The organism is Paenibacillus periandrae (assembly GCF_022458865.1).
GTDB lineage: Bacteria > Bacillota > Bacilli > Paenibacillales > NBRC-103111 > Paenibacillus_S > Paenibacillus_S periandrae.
Map to the genome: position 1 here is coordinate 170,377 of NZ_JAJNMU010000016.1, position 23,608 is coordinate 193,984.

The following is a 23,608-nucleotide window of genomic DNA, read 5'->3' on the forward strand; positions in this document are numbered from 1 at the left end:
CTTCACTAACTAAATTGCCAAAATACCGTTGCGGCTGCTGGCATAACTGCCCACATAAATGGAAACCGGATATGATGAGCTGATTTACGGTACGTATCGAGCGGTTTGAGTCGCTTCCAAATCAGTATCCCCATCAACATCGTATAGATAGGACCTCCTCGCGTCTTCCACTCACCTCGCCAGAACAAAATCAGACAGCCGATCACAGCGGCGTATATTAAAGAATACATTAAGCTTTGCAGCACAAACTCTCCACCGCTCAAAGCTCCAATCGCTGCAAAAAGCTTTACATCTCCCGCTCCAACTGCACGAATCATATACAGGATAAGCAATGGAGCGAACCCTAACAGAGCACCAAGCAGCGCATAGCCAATTCCCGCACCACCCGAAATAAAAGCATGAAATCCAATTCCCACTATAAAACCCGCAGCGCAAAGTATATTAGGAATCTTTCTTTTTGTTATGTCCGTGATGAAGGCTGCGGTGAGCAGCCCGCCTGTCAGCAGCATCATCCCCATCAGCTTCCCCCTACCCATGCGTGCTCATAGGCATGCTTACGAATCACAATTGCTTTTCTGAAAAAAGGGACCGTCAGCGGCACCTCATATTGGGCTTCAATTCCGATAAATGCCTCCTCCTTGTTGTTCAAATCGGGCATAATGACTTTCGTTACCTGCAGTCTTTCGGGCTTTAGCCGAGATTTATTGGCATACGTAACAACCAGCGGTGTCACTACGCTATTCAGCAGAGGCTTGTAGATAGCTTCGATTTTTTGTTTGGCCTCTTCGGTCCCTGCTTGACTCAATGCTTCGAGCTGTTCTCGCTGAGTTTTTTCCCATTGCATTAGCTTGACGACAGGCTCAGGGATCCATCTTTCGTATTCATCAACAAATTCCTCACCTTGCACAGCCTTCGATCTAACCATATCGATTTTATCCAGCGTTGTATCTATCAGACCCTTGGCTGAGCTTTGACCCCACTTGGATTTGGCCTCCTGATAGATTAGATCAATCGGATACATATTGGTTGCGACTACCTTGGTCGTATCGGATACAGCCGATTGTAAAGCCATTTCTGCCAGTGATACTTGAATAAATGCAATTAATAATAAAATAAAAGATAAAAATAGCGGCAGAACGAGCGAAGCCTCCAATACAATACCGCCTTCTTCCCTATGAATAAACTTCACTTTTCACCTCCTCAAAACCTCCGTAAAACTACTAAAAGCACTGCTGCCAAAACTGCTTTCTATGTAAGACTTACCCCGCTGCTAGTAAGACATTGCACCTGTTCGTATAAGCTGGCACCGATTCCCATTCACCTCGCAGGGAGACAGCTGTGTTGATCCAAGCATTTTCATAATTCCCGGTAAAAACCACAGCCTTATTGAGGTAGCAGCGGTGCCTGACACATAAGTTGTACTCAATTGTAAATCTTTCCCTGTATTTAATTGAATCAATGCCTGCATGCGAGACATCAGCACCTTATCTCGACTATGAATAAGAAGGAAAATCCGCAAATAATCTTTATAAGTCAAGGTAACGAGATTGCCCAGCTTTTTAGCCAAAGGAACAGCGTCCCCCTGTACCAGCTTGAGCATATCCAGCTGTGCTTTCACAGCACCTTCAGCCACTGCTGCCAGCAGCATCAATAAGGGGGATCCTGCATTCATGGCTTGAATATGGGGCTCCAATAAAGCTTCCGCTGTACCCACTGCCAAACGAAAGGCGAACATTTCACCATAGGCCATTGAGTAATTGCTCAAGCAGGAGTTACCTCCATACAACAAATATTCGACCTCTTGATTCGTCAACGGATGGCTGCCCGGCTGAGATGCTTCTTTGGACACCTTGATGGATCCACTCACATCTTTCTCCAGCCCGAGCGTACGATAATTAAATTTACTTAGTGCATATTCATCTATATAGAACTCATCACGCACATCAGTCAAAATGGATTCGAACGAAGTAATTAAACTCATTGCACTGTCGTTAGCTTTATCAGCATCTTTGAAATCGAGATTAGGAACAGGCTGGGCCATATTAGCTTGTTCATTGGTCATCATGTACCCTTGATAATAGCCGACTGATCCTTTCGATGGATCTCCTTGAAGCCGAATATAGCTCTCTTTATAAGGGTCCGATGTTTGTATCAGACTGCAGCTGCCCATAGCCTTCGTAATCTGATCAAGATAAGGCTGTGCCTTTTTCCTTTGTTCCCGTTTTGAAGTCTTTACACTGTCCCTATTCTTATTCCGAGCCGCTTCCTTGGGACTTTGCTGGGTAAACAAACCATTCGCTTTTTGCCAAAATGATTCATTGGCTTTATCTGCATTCTGATAGTTTTGTGCATCAAACAACCAGATACTGCCAAGCTGTGCCTGCAAACCCGAAAATAGTGCCACACTAGACGCTGCTTGAGCTCCATAGTCATCCAGTTCCTGTCTGCTGATCCTATGTATGTTTTGAAACACCTGATCCGCAGGGTATTCGGACGCACCGGTAGAACTGGAATCTATAGTGCTCAGCTCTGCGTTTAGCTTATCATTCGCCGTTTTGGCCGCATTCAGCGCTGTTTCGAACTTATCAAGAGAGCTTTTTAAAGCAGTTAAATCTGATGTCGAACGAAGCTTAAGTACGGTGAGCAGGCTGGCATATTTAATTGTATCTTCCAGTAGCTCCTCCAGATCGCTTACTTTGTAAAACACCTCGTTCAATTGTTCATTGAGCTTGTTTCTGCTTTCAGAAAGCCCCCGAATCGAATCTGCGGCTCCCGCTCCCGCCTTCGCCAGGGATTCAATGCTTTTATCAATGCTTTTAATTTGCTCCTCGAGATTTTTTAGATGCATCTTGGCTTCATTCAGAGACTGCCTGACTTCATCTACGTTATGAATACCCACCTTTTCGCTTAATTTGTTTAAATCTGATAATTGAGTTTTATAAAATGGATGCATCGTTTGTGCTTTATGGTACATGCTTTCCCACGCATCCCACGCATCGTCCAGCTTATCATCACGATCCTCAATCCATTTTTCTATCGAAATTGCATTTTTTGAAAATTTTTGGGCTTGAGACATTGTGGTGGCAAGGCCCGTCTTTTTAAATTTATCAGCCAGCTCCAAAGCATAAATCATCGGTGCCCGATATTTCATCTCCTCCAGAACTTGTTTTTTGAACACCTTATGGCTGGCTAATGTATACATCGAAGTTATACTGGAATCAGATTTATCCAAACGATGGTCAATAAATTGGAAATATGCCGCCTGGATGGAGCCCGAAAGATTGCCGTCGACAGTTTTAAGAAAAAGTGCTTCCGTTTTTTCCTGTTCCTGATCAAGTGCAAACAAACCATAATTGTGCAGCTGCGGGGAAAAGGCCGACAGTACAGAACGAACTCCCGTTTTAACTGCATTTTCAGCTTCCTTCTCGGCAACCTTAATTCTAGAGAAATCGATCAGTAATGCACAAAATAAAAACATAGGAACCAAGATCAAAATTAAATACAAGGAGACCGCACCCCGCTGTTCCTTTATCAGCCTCCGCAGCCACTTCAAACGCCATACCCCCTTATTATTCATGGATAACTATAACGATACCTTTGCGCTGAAGCTCTTGTCTAAAGCTGGCCGAGAGCGTCACCGTGTCTCTGCTGGATTGTTTAAAGAAGTGCCAGACGACCCCCTTGATCTGGGTACCCTCTTGCAGCAGCTCCGCATCCTTAGGCATTTGGACTTGTCGAAGCTGACTTTCATTAAAGGTGTAAAAGGCTTGATGTGCAACCTGATTGGCATCCAAGGCGTCTACTTGACGCTCCGTTGCAGCATTTACCCTGACTGTCTCGGCCTTTCCGTTGACAAGCGTTTGTAAGTATTTAACTGCAGTCGCATGACTATTGATGACAGCACGAGGTTCAGGAACTGAGGTGGGCTCTATAAAAGTTTCAACCGCAGCACGTGGTGACAAACGTCCTTTCACTTCACTAATAAATGTTCGTGTCAGATCAATAATACGAATCGATTCTACGGGATCAACCACTTGAGCTTGTGCCGTGGACTGTACTTCATGGATGAGCAGCTTTTCCGCATATTTAGGTGAATGAAACGGTTTATTGAGATAGACGGACACCTCCCTAAATATGCCGCTGTTGCGATATTGCATCTTCCCGTTCCATTCCTTGGAAATCGTAGCACCTACACGACGCAGCTTTTCCTCAGGACTTCGATCTCCACTAGACGCTGTAGTAGGCAGGGTTACCTGTGAAGCCGCATTGGGAATCAGGAACGCAAATAGATCCGAAATGCTATCACTGTGCAGCCTCCAATACAATCCATCATCCTCACCAACATTATAGGCCCCTGTGCTCGTATTCTTCGTACTGTTATCCCATGTAAAAGCAGCACGATCAGCCGCAATCCCTGCAGATTGCTGGGCGGATGAGGACTGAAAGACGAATAACGCCAGAAATAAGAGCGACAACGTGCTGAGCAGAATGAGCGGCATCACAAAGCTGGCCTCGATGGTGAAGGTACCACGGGTTTCGCGAAGCAATGGCAGCCTGCAAAATCCAAGTATTGGTAATTTCCTTCGTTTTTTTGTAATCATTCCACAATAAATGTGTCCCACTTATTTGGGATTAAGCGAATCTGAATCAGATTTGATTGTGTTAGATTGATTAGTTGTTGATTCAGGAAATTAAAGATTGTTACCCAAAACCCAGTAAATGCTAGGTCCATAAATAATATTTATAAGCTATTAAGTTCGTTAGTATGTTGAACTCTCCAAGCCAACACGCTGAAAAATCGGAAATTAAAGTTCGTTACTAGTGTTTACTATTGTAACCAATTAAACAAAAATTGCCAAATATATTACATTTTTTTGTTCATTTTATGAATAATATCTTTGGTTTCACGATGTTTTTTACAAAATAAACATAAAATGGAGCTGCTCGCGGCAACTCCACACAAAATTTTGTTATACTCTAAACATTCTTAATTTTTGATTTAGAGAAATACTTTTTGGGTGGAAAGTTTTCTTTTGTCCATTCCTTATCATGTTTTATCATATAGTCATAACTTGATTTTCCAATAGCTAAACTTAGTTGAGTCAGATTAATATCACTATTCTCGGCTATAATCTTCAATGACTTTTCTCTGAGATCATTTATTCTAGAGTAAGAATATTTTTCACCACTTGTCAATTTTAGCAATACATCTATATCATTACCATTTTCTGTGTAAATTTGAAGATATTTTTTTACAGTTGTAGGGGCACATCTTAACGCACTTGCTACATACTTATATTCTCTATGTTGAGAGTATAATTGGATTAGTTTTCCAAACCATTCCTTACTTCTACTGTTCCAATACTTCCCTTTTAAGGAGTCTACATTTTTTCTGATTTCATCGGGACTTTTGAAGATTGTTATTTTAGAAAATCCGCCCTCATCATCTGTACTGAAACCAATTTTACATTTTGCACATGTATATTTGCGCATAAAAACCTGCTTCTTTTTATCAAAAAATCTTTTGTAAGTGTTAAACTTTTGGTCACAATTTTTGTTTGGGCATTTATAGTAGGTTAAATCCCACGGAGGTAAATTAGAAACTATCACCGGTAATGGATTCAAAATAAAATTTTCTGCACTTCCAGTAAAAAACCTCATATTTAATATTTGCATCAGAAGCGAGTTTTGCTTAACACCTAAACTACTCAGCGAAAAGGTCATCACACTTGACTCTGTTGTGATACCTATTTCCTTTAAATTGTTCTCACCGAAATGGGAATTGATCAAAATTCGATATTTTTCATCTTCAAATACCCCCTTTTTCCGCAACAAATTATTAGCTAGTGCATAATGTAGGTTTTTACTTCTAAGTACTTCAATATTAAGTAACCCTAACTTATTTGAGAAGAGAAACACTATATCATCAAGAATTTTTATCTTTAAGTCAGAAGTTCTACTAACCTCATTTCTGTACTCAATTAATAGAGCGCCACAACTGGTACATGATGGTTTTATTAATAACTGATTCCTCTTTGTATTATTGGCAAGAGGCATTTTACAACAGGGACAATTTGAGATTAAATTCACGTGGTGTATTTTGCAAATATCCATTTTTTGTATTTGGTGAATCCTATGAACATAGGTAACACCATACATATTATAATCATCATATGCACACTTTGGACAATAATTAATTTCACTTGACACAATGAGATTTTGCCCAACCAATAACGGGTCATTAGTTTCAGAGTGATCCATTATTTGGGTTGCATTTTGAATATCTGATTCTTCTAAAAATAGACAAACTAATGGTAAATACGAATGCTGCATTAGAAATTCAGCCAAAACGTAGGAGTTTTCACCTGGGATTTTATTAAGCATATCGCCAATATTTTTTGGAAATACAGCATTAAAACCAGAGCGAATGCCGAATAATTCCTTATACATCAGGTCAAAATGAATGCTCCCTCTCGCTTTATAATGCCTGTAAACAATATTTCGAATATCCTCATCTGGTAGTGGTGGCGGTAATACGAAGTGTGAAAGCAAATCATGACATCCTCATTAAGTTTCTATTTATTATGAACGAATTTTTCCAAGATTATGCAATGTATTTAACTGATTGAACTTATCACTATTTTTTGAATCTAAATAGCTATAGAAATGTCATATACCAACTCTGCGATGGTTGATGGGGGCCACATTTCATTGGTCTAGTTTACAATAATGAAGTCCCCGAGCTTCCAACTACAATGCTCGTATAGTTATTAATTGACTTCAAAAAAAAGTGACTCCTGTTCAGTAAAGTACAGGAATCACCTTTTAAGCAAGATTTTTTCATACACCCTGTGTAGGCGGCTCGACAAGCTTTTCTCCTGTCCTCAAGCTGTTGTACGATCACTTTCGCATCTTTAACGTCATTCTTCGTGGGTGGACTCACCACTCCATATTTTACTTGCTTTTCTCATAGAAAATGAGAAGGTTAAACCAGCCAGTGGTGACGCCCCTCACTCAATAAAAACCCTGGGGTCTTAAATATTGCTTATGAGATTGCCAATACTACTCATTCACTAAACATGTTCAATCTAGATATTCCTGACTTATGTACTTTATATACTACCGATTTTCAAAGTACTTTCACTAATTTCAGCATGCAACTTTTGTACATCAGGTTTATTTCTTCTATTTTCACCTGATCTCTGCTTACGTTCTACTTTCGATTTTATTTTCGTATAAGCCTGAAATGCTGCGTTTTTTAATTCAGGAAGCAGAATGCTTTTGTTCCCCTCGATTAATGATTTTACAATCAAATCAGCCTGATGTGCAGGAACCTGGGCTTCCATTAACCATTTAGTTGCTTCATATGCAACATCTACTTCATCCTTTGAGTTGCTATCAGATTCGGCTTTTGCAGCAGTAAACTGTTTCTTAGCTAATTCTGATAAAGCCCTATCAAAAAACTTATCAATTTTCAAATCCCTAATATAAATATCTTTTAAAGACTCAAGCTTTGCATAATCATTTAGTTTGAGCGCTAATAGTACTGGCTTTAGTGCACACAATTCGTTATCAATTACATCTCGGATGATTTGAGGAGTTAGAAACTCTGTTTCATTATTGATAGCCCTCCACTGAGCAACCATAAATAGCTTAATAGCGATATCCGTAACTCCCTGGGAGTATTCATACATAGCATGATTTAACAAATCATCTATTTCAATTGGGTTACGAGTCCACTGATACTTCCATAATGCAGTTAGAAAAATTTCCCACTCCATACCAGTTGCGGAATCGAATGGTGCATCAAGAGGTCGGAATTCCATTCGCTCCCAAAATACAACTCCAAAATGCTCACAAGCCCTACGAAGCTGTCGAAACTCTTTTGATAACATTTCCCAAGCTTTGTTGGTTCCAATCAGCACAACTGGAATACCCAGCATATTTTTTAACGTCACAAAAAAATTAAGCATATGCTCTTCTACATCCGTATTTCCACTTAGATGTTGAATCTCATCAATGATTAAAACACCAATCATGTACGTCGCACACATTTGAGCCATGACAGGGATCATTTGTTCGACAGTACCCTTAATAATAAATTTATCATAGTGTTCATCTCCAACAAGGTCTTTTAGAACTTGAAAGAAATTTAGGCATAATGCTTTAATCGAACCCTTAGGTGGGCATTCCAGTTTTAACCAAACTATCTGCGTTGAGTTGATATTTCGTCCTTTATATTGACCATGTCGAATAACCTGAGCAGGATACATTGTCATTAGGATGTTATTTATCGCTGTTGTCTTCCCCATCCCAGAGACCCCGATTATTGATAACCCTCCTCCTGAAGTCTTATAGGATTTATTATCAAATGAAACGGTTTGAGAAGTTTTCTTTGATTGCTCAAATGCCTCCATCGCCTTGGCGACATTATCGGCTGCCTCATTTCGTATTCTAACACCATTCACTGTGAGAGGATTTCGGTCAACATAACCATCACGTATCAAGATAGACAGGCTCTGCTCTATACGTAGATGGTTTTCTAGGGGTTGAACGAGCCGCGGGAGATCGTAAATACAATGAAGCCTAAGTATTGTGTTCTTTGATCTATCCCGCTCATGGAAAGAAACTTTCTTGGTCAGTTTCTTGATTACTATAGGAACATCGTGTATTGACTGAAGGGCTTCGATTAAAGGGTTGTCACGATATTTAGCAATCTCTGTTCTTCTATAAGAAGCCACAACATCTTCACCTCTAAGAAATGAAAGTCGTTCTCCAAAAACATCCATACTATTCACCTCGTCTTTTACTGTCTCTGCGCCGCTAGTAAAGCTTGAATCCTAGAATTTCCTAAGTTTTGATTCACCGGAGCTTTCGAAATTTCCTCTGGCGGTTCTTCGGAGCAATTACGTTGAACTTCTTGCAGTTCACTGTTATCGTCAGACAGGAAATTTTCGGTTAAACGCATTATTTCCTTTTCTAAGGCTGTACGTTCCGCGATACCGTCAATTAGCTTGGCATTGCTTAACCCACTTTCTGGTTTAAGTGCTTTTGCCATTTCAACAATAATATCTCTGCGGTAATCCTTCTCAGCTTCCGCTTGCTCTTCAATTGGCCTATATTGTTCTCGTTCAAGTCCAAGAACTTCTTGAATATGCTGGTATTCATCCCATGACTTATCAAGAGTACTAGGATCCGAATTGATCATTCTGAGTTCAAGGTAACCGTCTCCATTATCTCCTTTTAATACGACTTTATCTCTAACTCTGGGATCATATGCGATGTTTAACTTTTTTCCGATACGTGGATTACCGTCTACGAACCACCCTTCACGTATAGCCTGTTCGCAGCTAAAATGTAGTCCCTTAAATTTAATGCCCAAATTCGTAATTCTTCCTGTCTCGGTTGGTAAAAGATTAATTTTTAAGGTTTCTTCATCGAAACTTCTGAAACAGTGCCCTTTACGTTTCATCCCCCACTCTAGTAACTCACGTGGAATAGGCTTCACACCATCAGCAATCATATCGTCATCTAGAGAATAACCTTCCATATAATGAATGTTGTTATGCCAAATGGCTAAATCATACATGATCTGTGAAAATTCTTTAAGTGTTAATACGGCCTTTGTTCTAGGGTCTGGATCCCCTCTACGCCGCATTTCAATTGAAACTTCTCCCGGCAATCTAGAAATGGCTTCGACATTATAAACATTAAAAAAGCTTTCAACCAGCGCTTTCCAATCTGCGCGATACGGAGCCATGTACTCAATATCTACACCAAGAATATTTCGGAGGCCTGTAATTTTTGTATTTAACAATTCACCTCTATCTGCAGTAAATTGTCGAGGTAAGCAAGCTAATGACCACTCTTCTGGCATGATTATCATGCCACTCCGTTGACATAGATCTACTTTTGATGAACCTGTATTATAGATGGCCATGGCAGCCCCGATGTAGGATCTCTCAAACCCTATGTAAATTCCTGCAATGTAGTGACTAAACAAATCAATCACAGAATAAATTACTGGCCTTCCAATGGGTAGGTAAGAGCGATAGCTACTTGCCAGATAAGTATCTGCTATAGTTGAGTCAATATGAAATATGGAACCTGGAATCAATGCTTGTTTCGTTTGATTCCCAATTTTAGCTCTCTTATCCAGATTGTGCCTCCGATCACCAATCAGGGCTAGTGAAGTACCAATAAAGTTTGCATTTTTAAATTTATTAACGTGGTAATAAAACGTTTTAAACAAAGGTCGTTCTTCTTCAGGTAAGAGAATCGGTTTGGTTTGACCATTGTTTTCCTCATAATGACTAATATAATAGGTTCTAAGCATTTTTTTAAAGGCTTTCCTCAATGAAAGCTTTTCTCTAAGGTGGAATTGTTTATATGCAATCAACATATCTTTATGAATGGTTGCATCTGTATTAACTCCGACTTTTTCAGGTTCAAGCTTTGTAATTTTACGTTTTCGGCCTCGTTTTTTTGTGGTTTCAGTAGCCAACTTATCACTACCAGGTCCCCCACAGTTGTCGTATCGATTAAGTAATCCTATTTTTAGCTTCCCTGATTTCCAATATCTTTTTAGCAGCCGATGCAACTTAGGAATAGAATATAAAGACTTGGCTTTGAGTTCCGTTACCATTGGTCCGCGATACTCGCTCATGAAGATATATGGTTCATTTTCAAGGTACTCCTTCAGGTAGTTCCAGGATTCATCTATCTCTCTTTTTCTTTCATCAGGTAAGAGATCGTATGATTTCTTTTCTACTTCTGAGATATACTTGACAATTCGTGCTTCACCATTTGTTAGTGCTTTTGTCACATCCTCTATCGAGCGTTCAAATGAAAAGTCATCCTTATTTAAATCAATCACATGCATGCGATCAGTTTTATGCTCTAAATATAGTATGCGTTCGAAAACTGAATTATCTGCTTCAAATGGTGCCCATTGAACAACTTGATTAATACTCACAAATTGCATTAGAAATCCCTCTCTTAGACTGTTAGTGAAATATTGACTTGTTTACATGGATTAAATAGTACATCCATATCTATCATCAATCGCTTATTTGCAATCAGATGCATTAAAATTGTAATACTTGTACTAGCTGGAACATTGAAATGTTTATCCACTGCATCCGTAATATCAGCCAAGATTTTATTGTTTCCTGGCAACAGCTTTATTAACTTCTCCTCCATAGTCTTCAGAAGTGACTCGTCAACATTCGGAAATAATCCGAACTTGCTTCTTAACTTATGAAACATTTGTACATTTTGAACCTTGGGAATGTGAATAGAGTTTTCTGTCACAACATTCCACTCCACTTTTCTTCTTGACCAATATATCTTCTCAATCAGCTGTTTCTCAGCATTCCTTCGCTTTTGAAGCGCATCTTCATATTTTACGGATCGCGCTTTAATAACTTGACCAAATTGAGTTTTCTGGGTAATAACATTATCGGTCGTCATAACTATTTCAACCTTTGTTTTCGGGTCAGTTGGATGCTTAACTCCAAGCTCCGCAGCTATTGACTGTGTTTCTTCTCTTGGTAAAAGGGGAAACTGTTCTCTGAAATCGAGGACATCGTCATCCCATTCCAATAAATAAAAATACATTGCTTCTAGCAATGATAAGAAGTGATGGTCGCGTCCTACTGTCCAGCTGTATCGAATACTTGATTTTCCAATAGAAGGAACCTCGTGTACAAAAATCCACGGTTTATATTCTATACCTATACCGCTTCCTCTCTCTTCTTTCAGTCGCTTAGCGATGGTATTCTCATCAATTGCATACTTGAATTTAGCCATTTTTTTGACACTCCGTCTGCTTCGATATTGCAATTGGCATATTTCACCAAAAAATTATTCTTTATTTCCAACTTGCATCGTTAGAATTCCTAATTCTGGCTCTTGACTCTAACTAACTCTTCTATCTTCCACTCATGCGTTCGCATGTATTCAATCACTTGCGCCAATGTCTTAGATGTTACAAAACCAGGAGCAACTGACTTTTAAATTTTAAGTCTGCGTTTAAACTCATTACTCTTATGCTGTTTCTTCTGTCCCTGTAGAAATCTGCTTTGCAGAGGATATTCGCTTTGTTTTTGATTTTTTAGTTTCCTCGATCTTTATATACGAATTTAAACTTGCCTGTAAAGCTGACATTAGATCCAACACTGATGATTTATTTACGATCTGAGGGGCATGAATTTCTTTGCCCATGATTTTCTTTTGAATTAATGAAGCTAGTTGCTCTCAATGATCATCTTGATAAATAGTTGGTTAAAATGGCTTGAATAAATGATTAATTAACATATGCGCCATTTTCAGCTCAGTTTCGCTAACTTCCCGATTGAACTGCAAATTTGGAACCAATTGTACGGGCCGAATTTCATCTGGATAATATATTGTTTCCATTGCTATACATTGATCAATAACTCGTAGCGCAGCAAGACTACTTTTTGAACGAATGGACACTTTACAGATTCCTATTTTTCTTGTAGTACGGATTGCCCCACATATAGCAAACGATATGCATTGGTACTTGAATCCCCTGGTGAGAGATAATACGTTTTTTGAAAAAATATATTGGATCGATCTCATGAAGATCAACGAAATTTAACATTTTGATTTCCTTCGTATTCTCCGGTAGAAGCTGCTCTAACTCATCTTTTTCAAATATAACGAACTTCCCTTTATCATATTCGTAACCTTTGATTATGTGGTCTATAGGAACTTCCTTTTCGCAGGATGGGCAGACTTTAACATAGGTGAGATTGGTTCCACAATCTTTATGAATGGATTTCATGGATATGTCTTTTTCTTCTGTTGCTGAATGCATTTTGACAGGAATATGTACCAATCCGAATGAGATAGCGCCTTTCCAAATGGTGTGCAAAATTAGAACCCCCTCAACTTTACTATTATCATTCTAACCAGTGAATATAGATTTATACTCGGAAGTGATCCTTTCGAAAAATTAGCAAACAATTGAAGACCGGAAGAAAGACCAGCAAGAACGCGTCTATGCCCAGTAATTGCTTTTTAGCCCCCTAGAAGACTTGGACAGCACACCCCTTAATCAAATACAATAAAAGTAGACGGAGGGGAACGTTATGAAGCGTCTGCAGTATGACCTTAATTTCAAAATGGAGATTATTCGAAAAGTGAAAGAGATTGGGAACTTTACGGCCGTAGCCCGGCAGCATGAACTGGATCCCAAGATGGTCTTGCGGTGGGCCAAAGAACTGAACCGCAAAGATGTGGACCAGTTGGACGGAGCCAGCAAGAGGCAATCCGCCTTTATCCCAACCGCTGAAGATTTCAAACAGCTTGAGCAAGAGAATGAAAAATTGAAGAAGCTATTAGCGGAACAAGCCCTAGAAAGGGAAATTCTCAAAGACCTACTAAAAAAAACGAACCCTACTTGCGGAAAACGAGTTTAAACACCTGACTTCTACATAGAATACAAGGATGATTCTGTAGAGGTTGAGTTCCAGCTGCAAAAAACCATTTCCAAAATCTAATTCCACATGAACAATTATTTTATTTTCAATCAGGATATTCAGTAATATCCTTGGTTGTGGTGCAAGAATTAAAAAAGACAGAAATTAGCCCATAAATTGTAATTACCTATGCCACAATACCAAATATTATATGGAGCCATTCAACAGCAGAGGGGACAGACGAATTATTTTCGGCCTGCCCTTTCCTAATCATATGCATGGCCTCGATTCCCTTTAACGTCTGTTCTGCAGTTAGAAATGATTTGAAACCAAGCATCGGTTTTGTGATTTTTTTTATGAAACGATGATCTTGCTCGACAATGTTGTTTAGATACTTGGTCTGTCTAATCAAGGTTTCTTTAGGTAAGCCTTTTTCATTTATTAATTCTAGTATGGCTCGTGGATATGCCGGGTTCTTATCCAAAGTGATCACACGAGGTAATTGATTATGTGGAGAGGACAAAGCCTTTGTAAAGAAACGCTTTGCTGCTGGCATATCACGATTTTCAGATAACATGAAATCAATCGTTTTCCCCATAGAATCAACGGCCCGATATAAATACTTCCATTGTCCTTTGACTTTGATGTAGGTTTCGTCCGTGCGCCACGAATCGTTTGAGGGTTTCAAATATCTGCGAATTCGTTTATCTATTTCGGGTCCAAATTCATGGACCATCTCATGATCGTTGTATGAGATATCTTTAATCCTCGCTCGCTCATTATTCTATAATATCTCGATAGCTTAAACTTTATTTTAAATACCACCTCACGGTTAGTAAAATGATTGCTGGTTCATATTGCTTCCATTTAAATAAATCCAATTTGGTTTCCAAAGTAAGTTGCTCCATCCCATGTCTACATTATTAATTACGTTATCATGAATTGGAGCTTTGCACCACAACCGGGTTATATTATATTTGGTATGCATTAAGCGACAAAGAAGCAATCAGTAGTAGTATTTTCATTAATCAAATTGCTCTCATTAAGGCCTTTGTGTCATTGCCTGGAATACTGATGTCACTTTTACCGGCATTAGACATGCATAAGAAAAAGAAGTTTAAGGCGACAACACTTTGTCCTCATAAGAGCGGCTTTCAATTCATCCATCTTATCTCCAATCTTTAGATGCCCCGCTCCATAATAAGTTGTAATTTTAGTTTCCACTTCATATGCAGAATTGCAATAATTCGGGTTAGTTCTCATGTCTTCCAACATCTTTATTGTAGATTCTATATGCCCCTTGCTCATTCCATCACTTATATCCAATAGTTCATTCTTACTACTTATCCACTTGCCTTTTGCTGCTAACACTCCTGGATAATTACCTCTCAAATTTTCGATTTGTTTTGACATATATAGCCACTCCATTCGATTTCCATACTCAAATTGTTATTCGAACACAAGGAAGGATTTCCCTCTTTTATGTCGTATTTTGTATATATGGAGGTGTCGCAACTTTGGCAAGAAAAAAATCCAGCAAACAACCCCGACTAACATTCAGCCAAACACTTATTGCTTTTGTCCTCTTTGCTGTGATTATGTTTATTATGGTCAACTGGGGTTTTCCAGCTATGTTAAACAGTACATCTGAGAAAGCGAAAAGCTTCCGAGTTGGGTAAAGGACAGAACTTCGAAAATGACTTTATATTTATCCAACATAAAACAGCAAAAGACGTATAGCTAGAACTTCTTATCAGGAAGCTCCCTTTGCGTGACTGCCTCCGCGTTGGCCCTTTAGTTTTTATGTTGGTAGAAACTTACTTACGCGTCCAACCATGCGCTGCCGATCATATCCTTAACGCGTGGCATCTGCGTTACATAAAGGAGGAGTCTCCACCTTGCAGCATTTTCCCGTGCTGATTGGTTATGAATGAGGAGATTTCGGGAGGATATGCGTGTAAGCGAATCTTATGGTATTACTGTGAGAATGGCTTTGTTTTCCCACTTCAGTAAAATCCATAAACTGTGTGATGCTTTCGTTGAACATCAGCTGAGGCCGTTTCAAGGTTTGTTTACAAGACTAACAAGAATGACAAAGGCAAAAGTCTCACACTAATACCATAATGAGCGATAATTTATTCATGCGCCTACCACAACACAAATACGCCATCCTCGGAATGAGGCTTCGTCCGCCCTGGAGCTATTACTCGTCATCGGGCATTTCGCAAATTGTTCGATTAGCATACAATGCTTCTCGCTTTTGTATGTAATAACATTGTATCGCCCTATGACTACTTCCGTGCTTCACGGTTACTACGGATTGATCACTAGAAATTAGGTATCCTCAGACCGATCTCACCGCTTTTATTCCTGCCCGCCCATAGTCAATGACTACGATAAATAAGAAACGAAGTAATAATCATCGTTGATTCGTTGAATATAATCTTTTTCTTGTAGACGTATTGGTCTAGCAACATTAACTCCCCTTAAAAGAAGGTAATCCAGCCATTCCAATTCAGCTACTCAGATTGACTCATTAACAGCAGACTTTTCTATCAAATACATTGCTATTGTATCCGCCTATAAGCTTGTAGTCCGAGCGGGTTATATCCAGCAAAGTTAAGACTTCCTTTATTAGTTCCGTAAGCGTCTAATAAGACGGTGTATTGAAAAGAGCAAAGCGAGTAGTTTTGAACCTCAAGCTTTGCTCTCTTTGCATGCTTCTTGAATTTTCTGGCTCCAAGGAAAATAATCTTCTAATAATTCTGGTTGCTGACGGAATGCGATTGCCGGTAGTTGCTTGAAGAGATATTCGAAATATTTGTATGGATTTAGACCGTTTGCCTTTGCAGTCTCGACTATACTGTATATTGTAGCACTCGCTGCTGCTCCCTTCGGACTGCCGCTAAAGAGCCAATTTTTGCGCCCGATTGTAAATGGACGAATACTGTTCTCTGCTAGATTGTTGGAGATCACACAGTTACCATCTAATAGATAGTTCATAAATTCTTGCTTGTGATTTCGTGCATATTTTAATGCCTCGCCTAGCTTGGATTTGGGGATCACTTTTCCTCTTGCAGATTCGACCCATGCCCAAAAAGCATCCAAAACAGGCTTCTCCTGTTCCAGACGTTTCTGATGACGTTCCTCACGGGATAAGAGCTCAAGTGACTTTTCTATGGCAAATAGCTTATTGCAATACGCAATCCCTTCACTCGGCAGCGTCGCTTCCGGATGTTGTGTATCTTGCGGAAGCGCATCTACAAATTTCCTTCGATGATGGGTCCAACATAAGCATCTGGTTACATCAGAAAGCTTTGTGTATCCCGAATAGGCATCGGCGTGTAAGTATCCTCTGAACCCTTTTAGGAAAGCTTGCGGATACTTCCCACTTCTTCCTGGTTGGTATTCAAAGATTCGGACTGGATGCGTGCTATGCTGACCACTGCTATAGATCCACATATAGGAGTCGGACGTATTCTTTCGTCCCTTTTCGTTCATGACTTGCACGACTGTTTCATCCGCATGGACATATTTTTCTTGCAGTAGTCTTTGGTGAAGTTGATTCATTAGTGGCGTCAACCAGACTCGAGCGGCAACGATCATCCAATTGGCCATTGTTGCACGACTGAGGGTTACACCAAGTGTTTGCCATTCCTTCTCTAGGCGGTATAGGGGAAGGGCATTCACAAACTTCTGATGCATAACCCATGCGACGGAAGAAGGAGAAGCCATGGAATGTTGAATCACGGGATCCGGCGTTGTTGCCTTTTGCATATATGGTTTTCCATGCTTACGACAAGTCCGGCATTCAAATGTCTCACGATACACATCGATGGCTCGAACTGTAGCAGGAATAAATTCTATTTCTGTACGGACAAATTCTTCACCAACAACGACAAGTGCAGTCTGACACGCTTCACAGCAACGCTCTTGATCTGTGAGGGTACAGAGAAATTTGTGATGCGGAATATCTTTCAATAGATCCGTCCGATCACCTTTATTTTTCTTCTGCTGGTAACCTGCCACTTGCTTAAAATCTGGTTCAGATGCACTGCGGCTAGCAGCAGTCTCTGCCTCGTCAAACAAAGACAATTGCTCTACGCCAATTGGGAGCGCAGCTGTCTTCTCCGTGCTCCTGCCATACAGTTTCTGCGTCAGAAATTGTACAGTTTCATGGAGTCGCTTATTTTCTTTTTCAAGTTGACCAATGCGGTTCTCCATTTGTTGAAGCTGTTCAACAGGACTCATAAATGCCAATCCTTTACCGTTTTCTGTTAAATTTATTGTAACATAAAAACAGCCGAAAACCCAGTGTTTATACGGGTTTTCGGCACTTTTAAGACTAAATAAATACGGTAGGAGATAGCTTCTTGACCGCCTTTGGTTGGTTGATAGAAAGTCCTTCTAGCAACCAACGAAATTCCTGAAATGTAATTGTACGAACAGCTTCTGCATGCATGGGCCACTGAAAACTGCCATTTTCTAAACGTTTGTAGAGAAGCACAAATCCATCCCCTTCCCAGTAGAGTACCTTCATGCGATCACGTCTACGTCCGCAGAAGAGAAATAAACTGTTTTGGAAAGGTTTCAACTGAAAGTTTTGCTGAACCATACTGGCTAACCCGTCAATGGACTTACGCATGTCGGTATAGCCACAAGCGATGTACAGTTGATCGGCTTTGGAGATGTCACCGAACATGCTGCAATGCCCTTAACGTATGCTCAATTAGCGTAGCAGATGCATGATTGCGAATTTCTAGCGTAACTGCCCCCATATGAATGAGAATTTCTGAAGTGGTGTGTGAAGACTCCGGAAAATTCTGTACTGTCGGTGATGCGGAAAAATCTACGGGTACAATGGGAAGATTTTGAGGCTGGAGTGCAGGCAAAGTTTCACAAGCTGCTTCCCGAACACGTTTAAGCCAGTAGTAATAACTTTTTAAGTTTATATGATTCTGAGCACACCAAGCAGAAACAGTCTGTCCACTACTTCGACACTCACGGACGATCTCAATCCATTTATTCAACCGGTATTGCTTAGTGATTGTCGCAGTATTCAATACGAACATCCCCTTTAGAGTTTTTCGACTAGAGTCGAAAAACTCTAAAGACTCTAATCTAAGAAAATTGTCTCAGAGATTAGCTGTTGATTCTATACACCTTCTTATTGGACGCTTACTTAGTTCCTGTCTCATTCTCCCAATAACAGTCGATATATAAATTAGTCATTCTAAATCGCATTAACACATATTGGAAGTATCCTGCCCGTTTCTCTAATGGAAAAGAGGAGCTGCCGCTTAGCAAGCCCCTCCACTATCGCTATCCGTCGTATTATGAGGTCAGCCAGTATTTGCTGGTTGACCACTTTTATTTTTGTGGTGTATGAAACATTAGCCGGAGCAGATCGGTCGTTCTCCTGGGATTATAACCCGTCGCTAACAGTGATCGCCCCCTACTTGTAGAAACTATGTTTAAGCTGGTTGGGACTCAGATCTCGTATAACAAGCGATGCTGTGGAACTTCAAGGTGCATACGGGGTACCGGCATTAAAGCTATAGAAAGGGAGTTTGCTTATGAATCCAGTCATCGGTCTGGATATTTCAAAGGGAAAAAGTGATGGCCAAATTTTCTTAGATAAGGGCCACCCATACGGTAAAACATTTCGTTTTCTGCATAACCGGGATGGACTTCAGCGGCTTCTAAACATCATTGTAGATGTTCAGAACAAGACCGAAAAATCCCTTACTGTTAACAGGTCATTACCATCAGGCTGTCATACAGTTCCTCGATGAGCAACATATTTTATTTTAGTTGTAAATCCCCCTCCTCGCTCACCAAGCCAAGAAGCAAAACTCCCTACAATTAAGGAGTATTATCGGGTAATGTTTTTTTCATCCGTTGTGAAACTCACCTTGAACTGCTTAATCAAGTCATTTTGCGGGTTGATAGGATAAAATTAGTTTCAATAGTTGCACCAAAACCTTGCATCCTGAATATTCATTTAGCTCCACAGAATCCGCTTGTGCCTCTCTAGATTTAGCCTCATTTGTTCCAGAATTATGTAGTCCATCTGCTGACCGAAAATCCGGAATCACGCTCTCTGTGGAAGTACCATCACCTCCGAAGAAAACGATGTTGCCGCTCTCGCCCACCATCTGCTTTAATTCATTTATATTCAAATTCCCTCCTTTTTTCCCTCCGATTCTCTAACTAAGAGCCGCAAACTTGGATGAGTTGTAAACAATATCGGTATCAAAATCTCTCATCTATACCTGTACTATTTCAATAGATACTAACTTTGAGAAAGGATTTTCGTTCGGATAGCCCAGTGCATTATTTACTAGACGACAACCCTCGATCGCATAATCATTACGAGAATGAGTATGTCCGTAACACCAAATCTTTCCACTAGCTTGAGACAACCATTTGGAACCATCAAAGTAGAAAAAACTTGTGATAGGATCTATCCGATATTTCTCAAGTACATTAGACCAATCAGGTCCGACATGAGTAACTACAACGTTACACTGCTTAAATACCTTTACAAGTTTCTCCTCTTCCTGAAGAAATATAGGAGACTCGATAATATAATTTACATCATTCATCGTTCGTTTCCACAGTTCATGGATTCTTGCTTTTGTCATACCTAATTCTTGAATGCCAAACGAATAATCGTACCACATCCCTGTGCCACCAAATGTTACGCCCTCAATTTCCATCAGATGTCCATCAAGCGGAAAAACACCAGGAATTTCTGATGCATGCTGTTTCATTTCTCCCCAACGATTTATAGAGCTATTATTATAACGCTCTCGCTGCGCGGTGGAAATCATATATAAGTCGTGGTTCCCAAATGTAAACAGTACATATTCGTAATACCGCCTAAAGCTTGTCAACATAAGAATATTCTGTTCATTGTAATGCCCTAAATCACCAGCGATTACTAGGACTTTTGAGGGTTTGTCAGGCAGTATATCATCAATGAATGAATCTATTTGAGATCTCATTCTATCCACGTTTTGAATAAAGGGAATCCAGAATTCAAGATGAATGTCAGAAATCAAATCAAAAGTTTGCATTGGCTCTCCCTAAATCTGATATTTTAACAGGATCATTCACTGTTCATCTATCTCGGCCATCACCAGGGTAGAATGAATTGGAAATCTGGTCACTAAACCGATTAACAGTTGCGTTACTTCTCGAACGAGATAGTTCTCTGGAATGTCTTCTTCTAAATTATATACAGAGTAAGCTGATCCGCTGATCCATGATAATTATTGAAAAGAAACTCTCCTTTTTATGGGTTGCTCGACACTTCTATTTCAACAAAGGATGGTTTCTTTTTGTATTCCAAATAAAAAAAACTGGGTCAGCCTCAGAGTGAACTGCACCCCGTGGAGCTGCCCGGCAATGCTAAAGGCTACCGACACCTGCAGCCTGCTGATTTATGACCCGATTCCTCTCGAAACTCTAAATCGCTCGGGTTCAGGCTCTGCGATCACTTCGGCTTGATTAAATAGGTTCAGCTCCAGTTGATCTGGATGCGTCTTCTCGATCGAAGTGCCAAAACGCCTTCCGCTGCGACAGACGGAACTGTTCTTCGTACCATGAGAGCTTGACCGACAGCTCGGCAAGCTCACGGCAAGCTCGACGTTTTGCTGCTGGATTTGTTCTATTCTATGTAAGGGTTTGATTTTGATAGTAGAAAGATTCGACAGGATACGTGCCCTCTCCTGCCGGCTACCATTAAATCGCTACTTCCGGCGAAACACGAGGGTGCGCCTGCTGTTGTGTAAGCGATAAGCCATCGAGCAGCCATCGCAGCTCCCGCTAGGTGAGATGCAGCGGAGTTGTGCCGTCGGAAGGCCACCCAAACGTGCCGCGCACTAGCCTGGGATAGCAAATCCAAAATCCCACATGGTCCCAATGCAGGATTTTGAGTTCATCGTATGGCAAATCATTAATACTCGCTCGCCCATCATCTTTACTATATCTCGATAGCTTAAACTATATTTCAAATACCACCTCACCGTAAGTAAAATGATCGCCGACTCAAATTGAATCTATTTAAATAACAGACAGCCTTAGTTGAGAGTTTGCCTTTTGCACAGTTCGTTCGATCAAAATGGACTGTTTAATCATCGCTCTTCATAGATATTGTCGATCTAGAGCCACCGTCTTGCATAAGCGGTTAGCTTCTTACACAGCTCCAGTTTATAGTTGGCCCCTTTATCAAACGGCTCTTGGGCAGCGATATCAGCCCTTACTCACTTATTTTCTAACCCTTTCCCGAAGGTGGCCCACAAAAATTTGATTTGGATCATTCGGGTTGTATTTGCGCTTCATCGCTTTTTCAAACTCATCGATCAACTTAGCAAATTCGCATACATTTGGCTCAAGTCCAAACGTACGCTTCATGTCTCTATAGTGGCGAAAAAAAGCAGCCTTCGCTTGTTCACAAGGATACCCTAATTGCTGAAGCTCCGAAATAACGCCTTGTGCATAATGTTTTTTCATCATTCGTCGGTTTATCAACTGAGACATTAAGCTATTCCTTTCGATTTAAAGTAAGATCAAACATTAACCCCGATATTTATCAGTTATCCAACGTTCCTCATAAAAGTTTTCAGCATCTACTACAGGCATTTGTTTTAGGAAATCCTCAAACTTAATAATTATCATAGCAGCATCCATTGAATCAGCATATCCCACTTTATCGAATGCAGCTATTAGTGAACCTACCGCCTGTTTAGATGTAATATGGTTATTTAAAACATTAGAAAAGTTGTCAATAAACAACTCACTATTTGAAAATGCTGCTTTTTGAAGAATTGGATCTTTTGTCTTTAGAAACCCACGGATTGATTCAAGATAATTGGCAAAGCTGTTCTCACTCGGAAGTTTATCAATATGACGTTCTAAAAGTTCGATTAAGATATTGACCTTTTCTCCGTCATTTGGCAGTGTCATTATTTTCACCCCAATTATAATTTGTTTTCCACATGTTCATCTTAACTAACTATTGTATTACAAATGTGATGATCTCTTTCTTCACAGATAAGCTGTTTTTTAATTATATACCTGCTTAAGCTAAGCTCTTAAGTAGGGCACGTTAACCATATCCCTTGCAAATCATCGATTTTCCACTCTAACACTCTGATGTACGCTAACATTTCCTCTTCCGTTTTTCGTGTGATAAATCCAGGAACACCATTCCTTTCAACCGTTATTATTTTCTCAAACCTATTACTCATTTTACTCACGGGGACACAGTGACTATTTTTAAAACTTAGTATTAATTTCGAAAAGCTTTCCCAATTGTCCAAACGATTTTGTAACAATATAAGCGTGTAATAATGGTCACAATTTGTGGTAAATGGATACTTATGATATTTCTTGTTTCGTTCAATCGTTGACTTTATACTATTTATGTTTTTTTCAACAACTTCCAGTAGCTCGTCCAAAACCACTACGTCCTTTCACTTATAGATTAGAGCCTGCCGTCCAGGCAGACTCGTTAAAGGTTCATATCCTATTTCCTAACGTTTCACCTAATAAAACTCATGATATAGCTTCATCAATGCACGCTTTTCGATTCGCGACACATATGAACGCGAGATGCCCAACGACTTGGCAATCTCTCGCTGCGTCCTCTCCTCACTGCCGGCCTCCAGACCAAAACGGCCAACAACGACCTCCCGTTCCCGCTCCTCTAAGATATCGAGATTCCGGTAGATCTTCGACTTTTCAATCTTTAGTTGCACTAAATCGGCAACGTCGTCGGCTTCTGACCCAAGAATATCGATTAACGTGATCTCATTCCCTTCCTTATCTGTTCCAATGGGGTCATGCAGGGATACATCCTTGCGCGTTTTCTTAAGTGATCTTAAATGCATAAGTATTTCGTTCTCGATGCAGCGTGCAGCAAACGTAGCTAACTTGGTTCCTTTGTCTGGAGAAAAAGATTCGATCGCTTTGATCAGCCCAATCGTACCAATGGAGATTAAATCCTCTAAATCCTCCCCTGTGTTGTCGAATTTTTTAACGATATGAACACTAAACCATGATATTTTCCTTTAGAGTTTATCAACATTGAGAGAAATATATCACAAAATATTGGCAGTTACAGTGTAACAGCATCTGACTTCATTTTTAGG

The 23,608-nt window shown here is 40.0% G+C and carries 22 protein-coding genes and 5 pseudogenes; 2 read left to right on the plus strand and 25 right to left on the minus strand.

The features are described from left to right. Window positions 1-5: 5 nt before the first annotated feature. The 11 genes from LRL21_RS26065 to LRL21_RS46370 form a co-directional block, all read right to left on the minus strand. The gene (locus LRL21_RS26065; RefSeq protein ID WP_240418699.1) at window positions 6-536 is read right to left on the minus strand and encodes an A24 family peptidase; all 531 of its coding nucleotides are present in this window, start codon (window positions 534-536) and stop codon (window positions 6-8) included. Then, a complete protein-coding gene (locus LRL21_RS26070) occupies window positions 518-1,189 on the minus strand; it encodes a pilus assembly protein (RefSeq protein ID WP_240418700.1) in 672 nt (223 codons plus the stop codon). Before LRL21_RS26070 ends, LRL21_RS26065 begins: the two co-directional genes overlap by 19 nt. Window positions 1,190-1,270: 81 nt before the next feature. Continuing rightward, window positions 1,271-3,553 carry a hypothetical protein gene (locus tag LRL21_RS26075; RefSeq protein WP_240418701.1) on the minus strand — a complete coding sequence of 761 codons (2,283 nt, stop codon included), beginning with the start codon at window positions 3,551-3,553 and terminating at the stop codon, window positions 1,271-1,273. Between the two features lie 16 nt (window positions 3,554-3,569). Then, window positions 3,570-4,547 (minus strand): hypothetical protein, encoded by a 978-nt coding sequence (locus LRL21_RS26080; RefSeq protein ID WP_240418702.1) that lies wholly within the window; start codon window positions 4,545-4,547, stop codon window positions 3,570-3,572. Between the two features lie 430 nt (window positions 4,548-4,977). Continuing rightward, a complete protein-coding gene (locus tag LRL21_RS26085; protein WP_240418703.1) occupies window positions 4,978-6,552 on the minus strand; it encodes a TnsD family Tn7-like transposition protein in 1,575 nt (524 codons plus the stop codon). Between the two features lie 560 nt (window positions 6,553-7,112). Then, window positions 7,113-8,789, minus strand: coding sequence for an ATP-binding protein (locus LRL21_RS26090; protein WP_240418704.1), 1,677 nt, complete (start codon window positions 8,787-8,789; stop codon window positions 7,113-7,115). Window positions 8,790-8,806: 17 nt separating this feature from the next. Further along, window positions 8,807-10,984, minus strand: a complete 2,178-nt coding sequence (locus LRL21_RS26095; RefSeq protein WP_240418705.1) for a Mu transposase C-terminal domain-containing protein — start codon at window positions 10,982-10,984, stop codon at window positions 8,807-8,809. A gap of 14 nt (window positions 10,985-10,998) precedes the next feature. Next, the gene (locus LRL21_RS26100; RefSeq protein WP_240418706.1) at window positions 10,999-11,811 is read right to left on the minus strand and encodes a TnsA endonuclease N-terminal domain-containing protein; all 813 of its coding nucleotides are present in this window, start codon (window positions 11,809-11,811) and stop codon (window positions 10,999-11,001) included. A 237-nt stretch (window positions 11,812-12,048) separates the two neighbouring features. Then, window positions 12,049-12,225 (minus strand): hypothetical protein, encoded by a 177-nt coding sequence (locus LRL21_RS46360; RefSeq protein ID WP_338044676.1) that lies wholly within the window; start codon window positions 12,223-12,225, stop codon window positions 12,049-12,051. A gap of 60 nt (window positions 12,226-12,285) precedes the next feature. After that, a complete protein-coding gene (locus tag LRL21_RS46365; RefSeq protein ID WP_338044677.1) occupies window positions 12,286-12,480 on the minus strand; it encodes a Ku protein in 195 nt (64 codons plus the stop codon). A gap of 1 nt (window position 12,481) precedes the next feature. Continuing rightward, complete coding sequence (locus tag LRL21_RS46370; protein WP_338044678.1) at window positions 12,482-12,901, minus strand: Ku protein; 420 nt, start codon at window positions 12,899-12,901, stop codon at window positions 12,482-12,484. A gap of 217 nt (window positions 12,902-13,118) precedes the next feature. Between LRL21_RS46370 and LRL21_RS45790 the strand changes: the two genes are divergently transcribed. Next, a complete protein-coding gene (locus LRL21_RS45790) occupies window positions 13,119-13,448 on the plus strand; it encodes a transposase (RefSeq protein WP_275900903.1) in 330 nt (109 codons plus the stop codon). Window positions 13,449-13,499: 51 nt separating this feature from the next. Here the strand turns inward: LRL21_RS45790 and LRL21_RS46375 are convergent. The 6 genes and pseudogenes from LRL21_RS46375 to tnpA form a co-directional block, all read right to left on the minus strand. Then, window positions 13,500-13,581 (minus strand): annotated as a pseudogene (locus LRL21_RS46375) (VOC family protein); the annotation flags it as partial. 54 nt (window positions 13,582-13,635) lie between these two features. Next, window positions 13,636-14,356, minus strand: a pseudogene (locus LRL21_RS26120) (IS6 family transposase). A gap of 184 nt (window positions 14,357-14,540) precedes the next feature. Then, window positions 14,541-14,861, minus strand: coding sequence for a hypothetical protein (locus LRL21_RS26125; RefSeq protein ID WP_240418707.1), 321 nt, complete (start codon window positions 14,859-14,861; stop codon window positions 14,541-14,543). Window positions 14,862-16,145: 1,284 nt separating this feature from the next. Further along, the gene (gene tnpC / locus LRL21_RS26130; protein ID WP_240418708.1) at window positions 16,146-17,699 is read right to left on the minus strand and encodes an IS66 family transposase; all 1,554 of its coding nucleotides are present in this window, start codon (window positions 17,697-17,699) and stop codon (window positions 16,146-16,148) included. Between the two features lie 94 nt (window positions 17,700-17,793). Then, on the minus strand, window positions 17,794-18,150 hold the full coding sequence (tnpB, locus tag LRL21_RS26135; protein WP_240418709.1) for an IS66 family insertion sequence element accessory protein TnpB: 357 nt from the start codon (window positions 18,148-18,150) through the stop codon (window positions 17,794-17,796). Then, complete coding sequence (gene tnpA / locus LRL21_RS26140; protein WP_240418710.1) at window positions 18,140-18,511, minus strand: IS66 family insertion sequence element accessory protein TnpA; 372 nt, start codon at window positions 18,509-18,511, stop codon at window positions 18,140-18,142. The genes tnpB and tnpA overlap by 11 nt, the downstream gene beginning before the upstream one ends. Before the next feature lie 513 nt (window positions 18,512-19,024). On the opposite strand from tnpA, the gene LRL21_RS26145 reads away from it, so the two are divergent. Next, window positions 19,025-19,243, plus strand: a complete 219-nt coding sequence (locus LRL21_RS26145) for a hypothetical protein (RefSeq protein WP_240418711.1) — start codon at window positions 19,025-19,027, stop codon at window positions 19,241-19,243. 261 nt (window positions 19,244-19,504) lie between these two features. On the opposite strand, the pseudogene LRL21_RS26150 reads toward LRL21_RS26145, so the two are convergent. From LRL21_RS26150 to sigK, 8 genes and pseudogenes are all read right to left on the minus strand, one after another. Beyond that, window positions 19,505-19,606, minus strand: a pseudogene (locus tag LRL21_RS26150) (NAD-dependent protein deacylase); the annotation flags it as partial. A gap of 111 nt (window positions 19,607-19,717) precedes the next feature. Next, window positions 19,718-20,530, minus strand: coding sequence for a metallophosphoesterase (locus LRL21_RS26155; RefSeq protein ID WP_240418712.1), 813 nt, complete (start codon window positions 20,528-20,530; stop codon window positions 19,718-19,720). Between the two features lie 405 nt (window positions 20,531-20,935). Continuing rightward, window positions 20,936-21,092: pseudogene (locus LRL21_RS46830) on the minus strand (transposase domain-containing protein); the annotation flags it as partial. 189 nt (window positions 21,093-21,281) lie between these two features. After that, window positions 21,282-21,368 (minus strand): hypothetical protein, encoded by an 87-nt coding sequence (locus LRL21_RS46835; protein ID WP_420832487.1) that lies wholly within the window; start codon window positions 21,366-21,368, stop codon window positions 21,282-21,284. 29 nt (window positions 21,369-21,397) lie between these two features. Next, window positions 21,398-21,514, minus strand: a pseudogene (locus tag LRL21_RS26160) (IS6 family transposase); the annotation flags it as partial. A 208-nt stretch (window positions 21,515-21,722) separates the two neighbouring features. Then, a complete protein-coding gene (locus tag LRL21_RS26165) occupies window positions 21,723-21,971 on the minus strand; it encodes a hypothetical protein (protein WP_240418713.1) in 249 nt (82 codons plus the stop codon). Window positions 21,972-22,031: 60 nt separating this feature from the next. Beyond that, entirely contained in the window at window positions 22,032-22,421 is a 390-nt protein-coding gene (locus LRL21_RS26170; protein WP_240418714.1) for a hypothetical protein, read from the minus strand. Window positions 22,422-23,002: 581 nt separating this feature from the next. Continuing rightward, window positions 23,003-23,521: an RNA polymerase sporulation sigma factor SigK gene (sigK, locus tag LRL21_RS26175; RefSeq protein WP_338044681.1), complete on the minus strand. Its 519-nt coding sequence runs from the start codon at window positions 23,519-23,521 to the stop codon at window positions 23,003-23,005. Window positions 23,522-23,608: the final 87 nt, after the last annotated feature.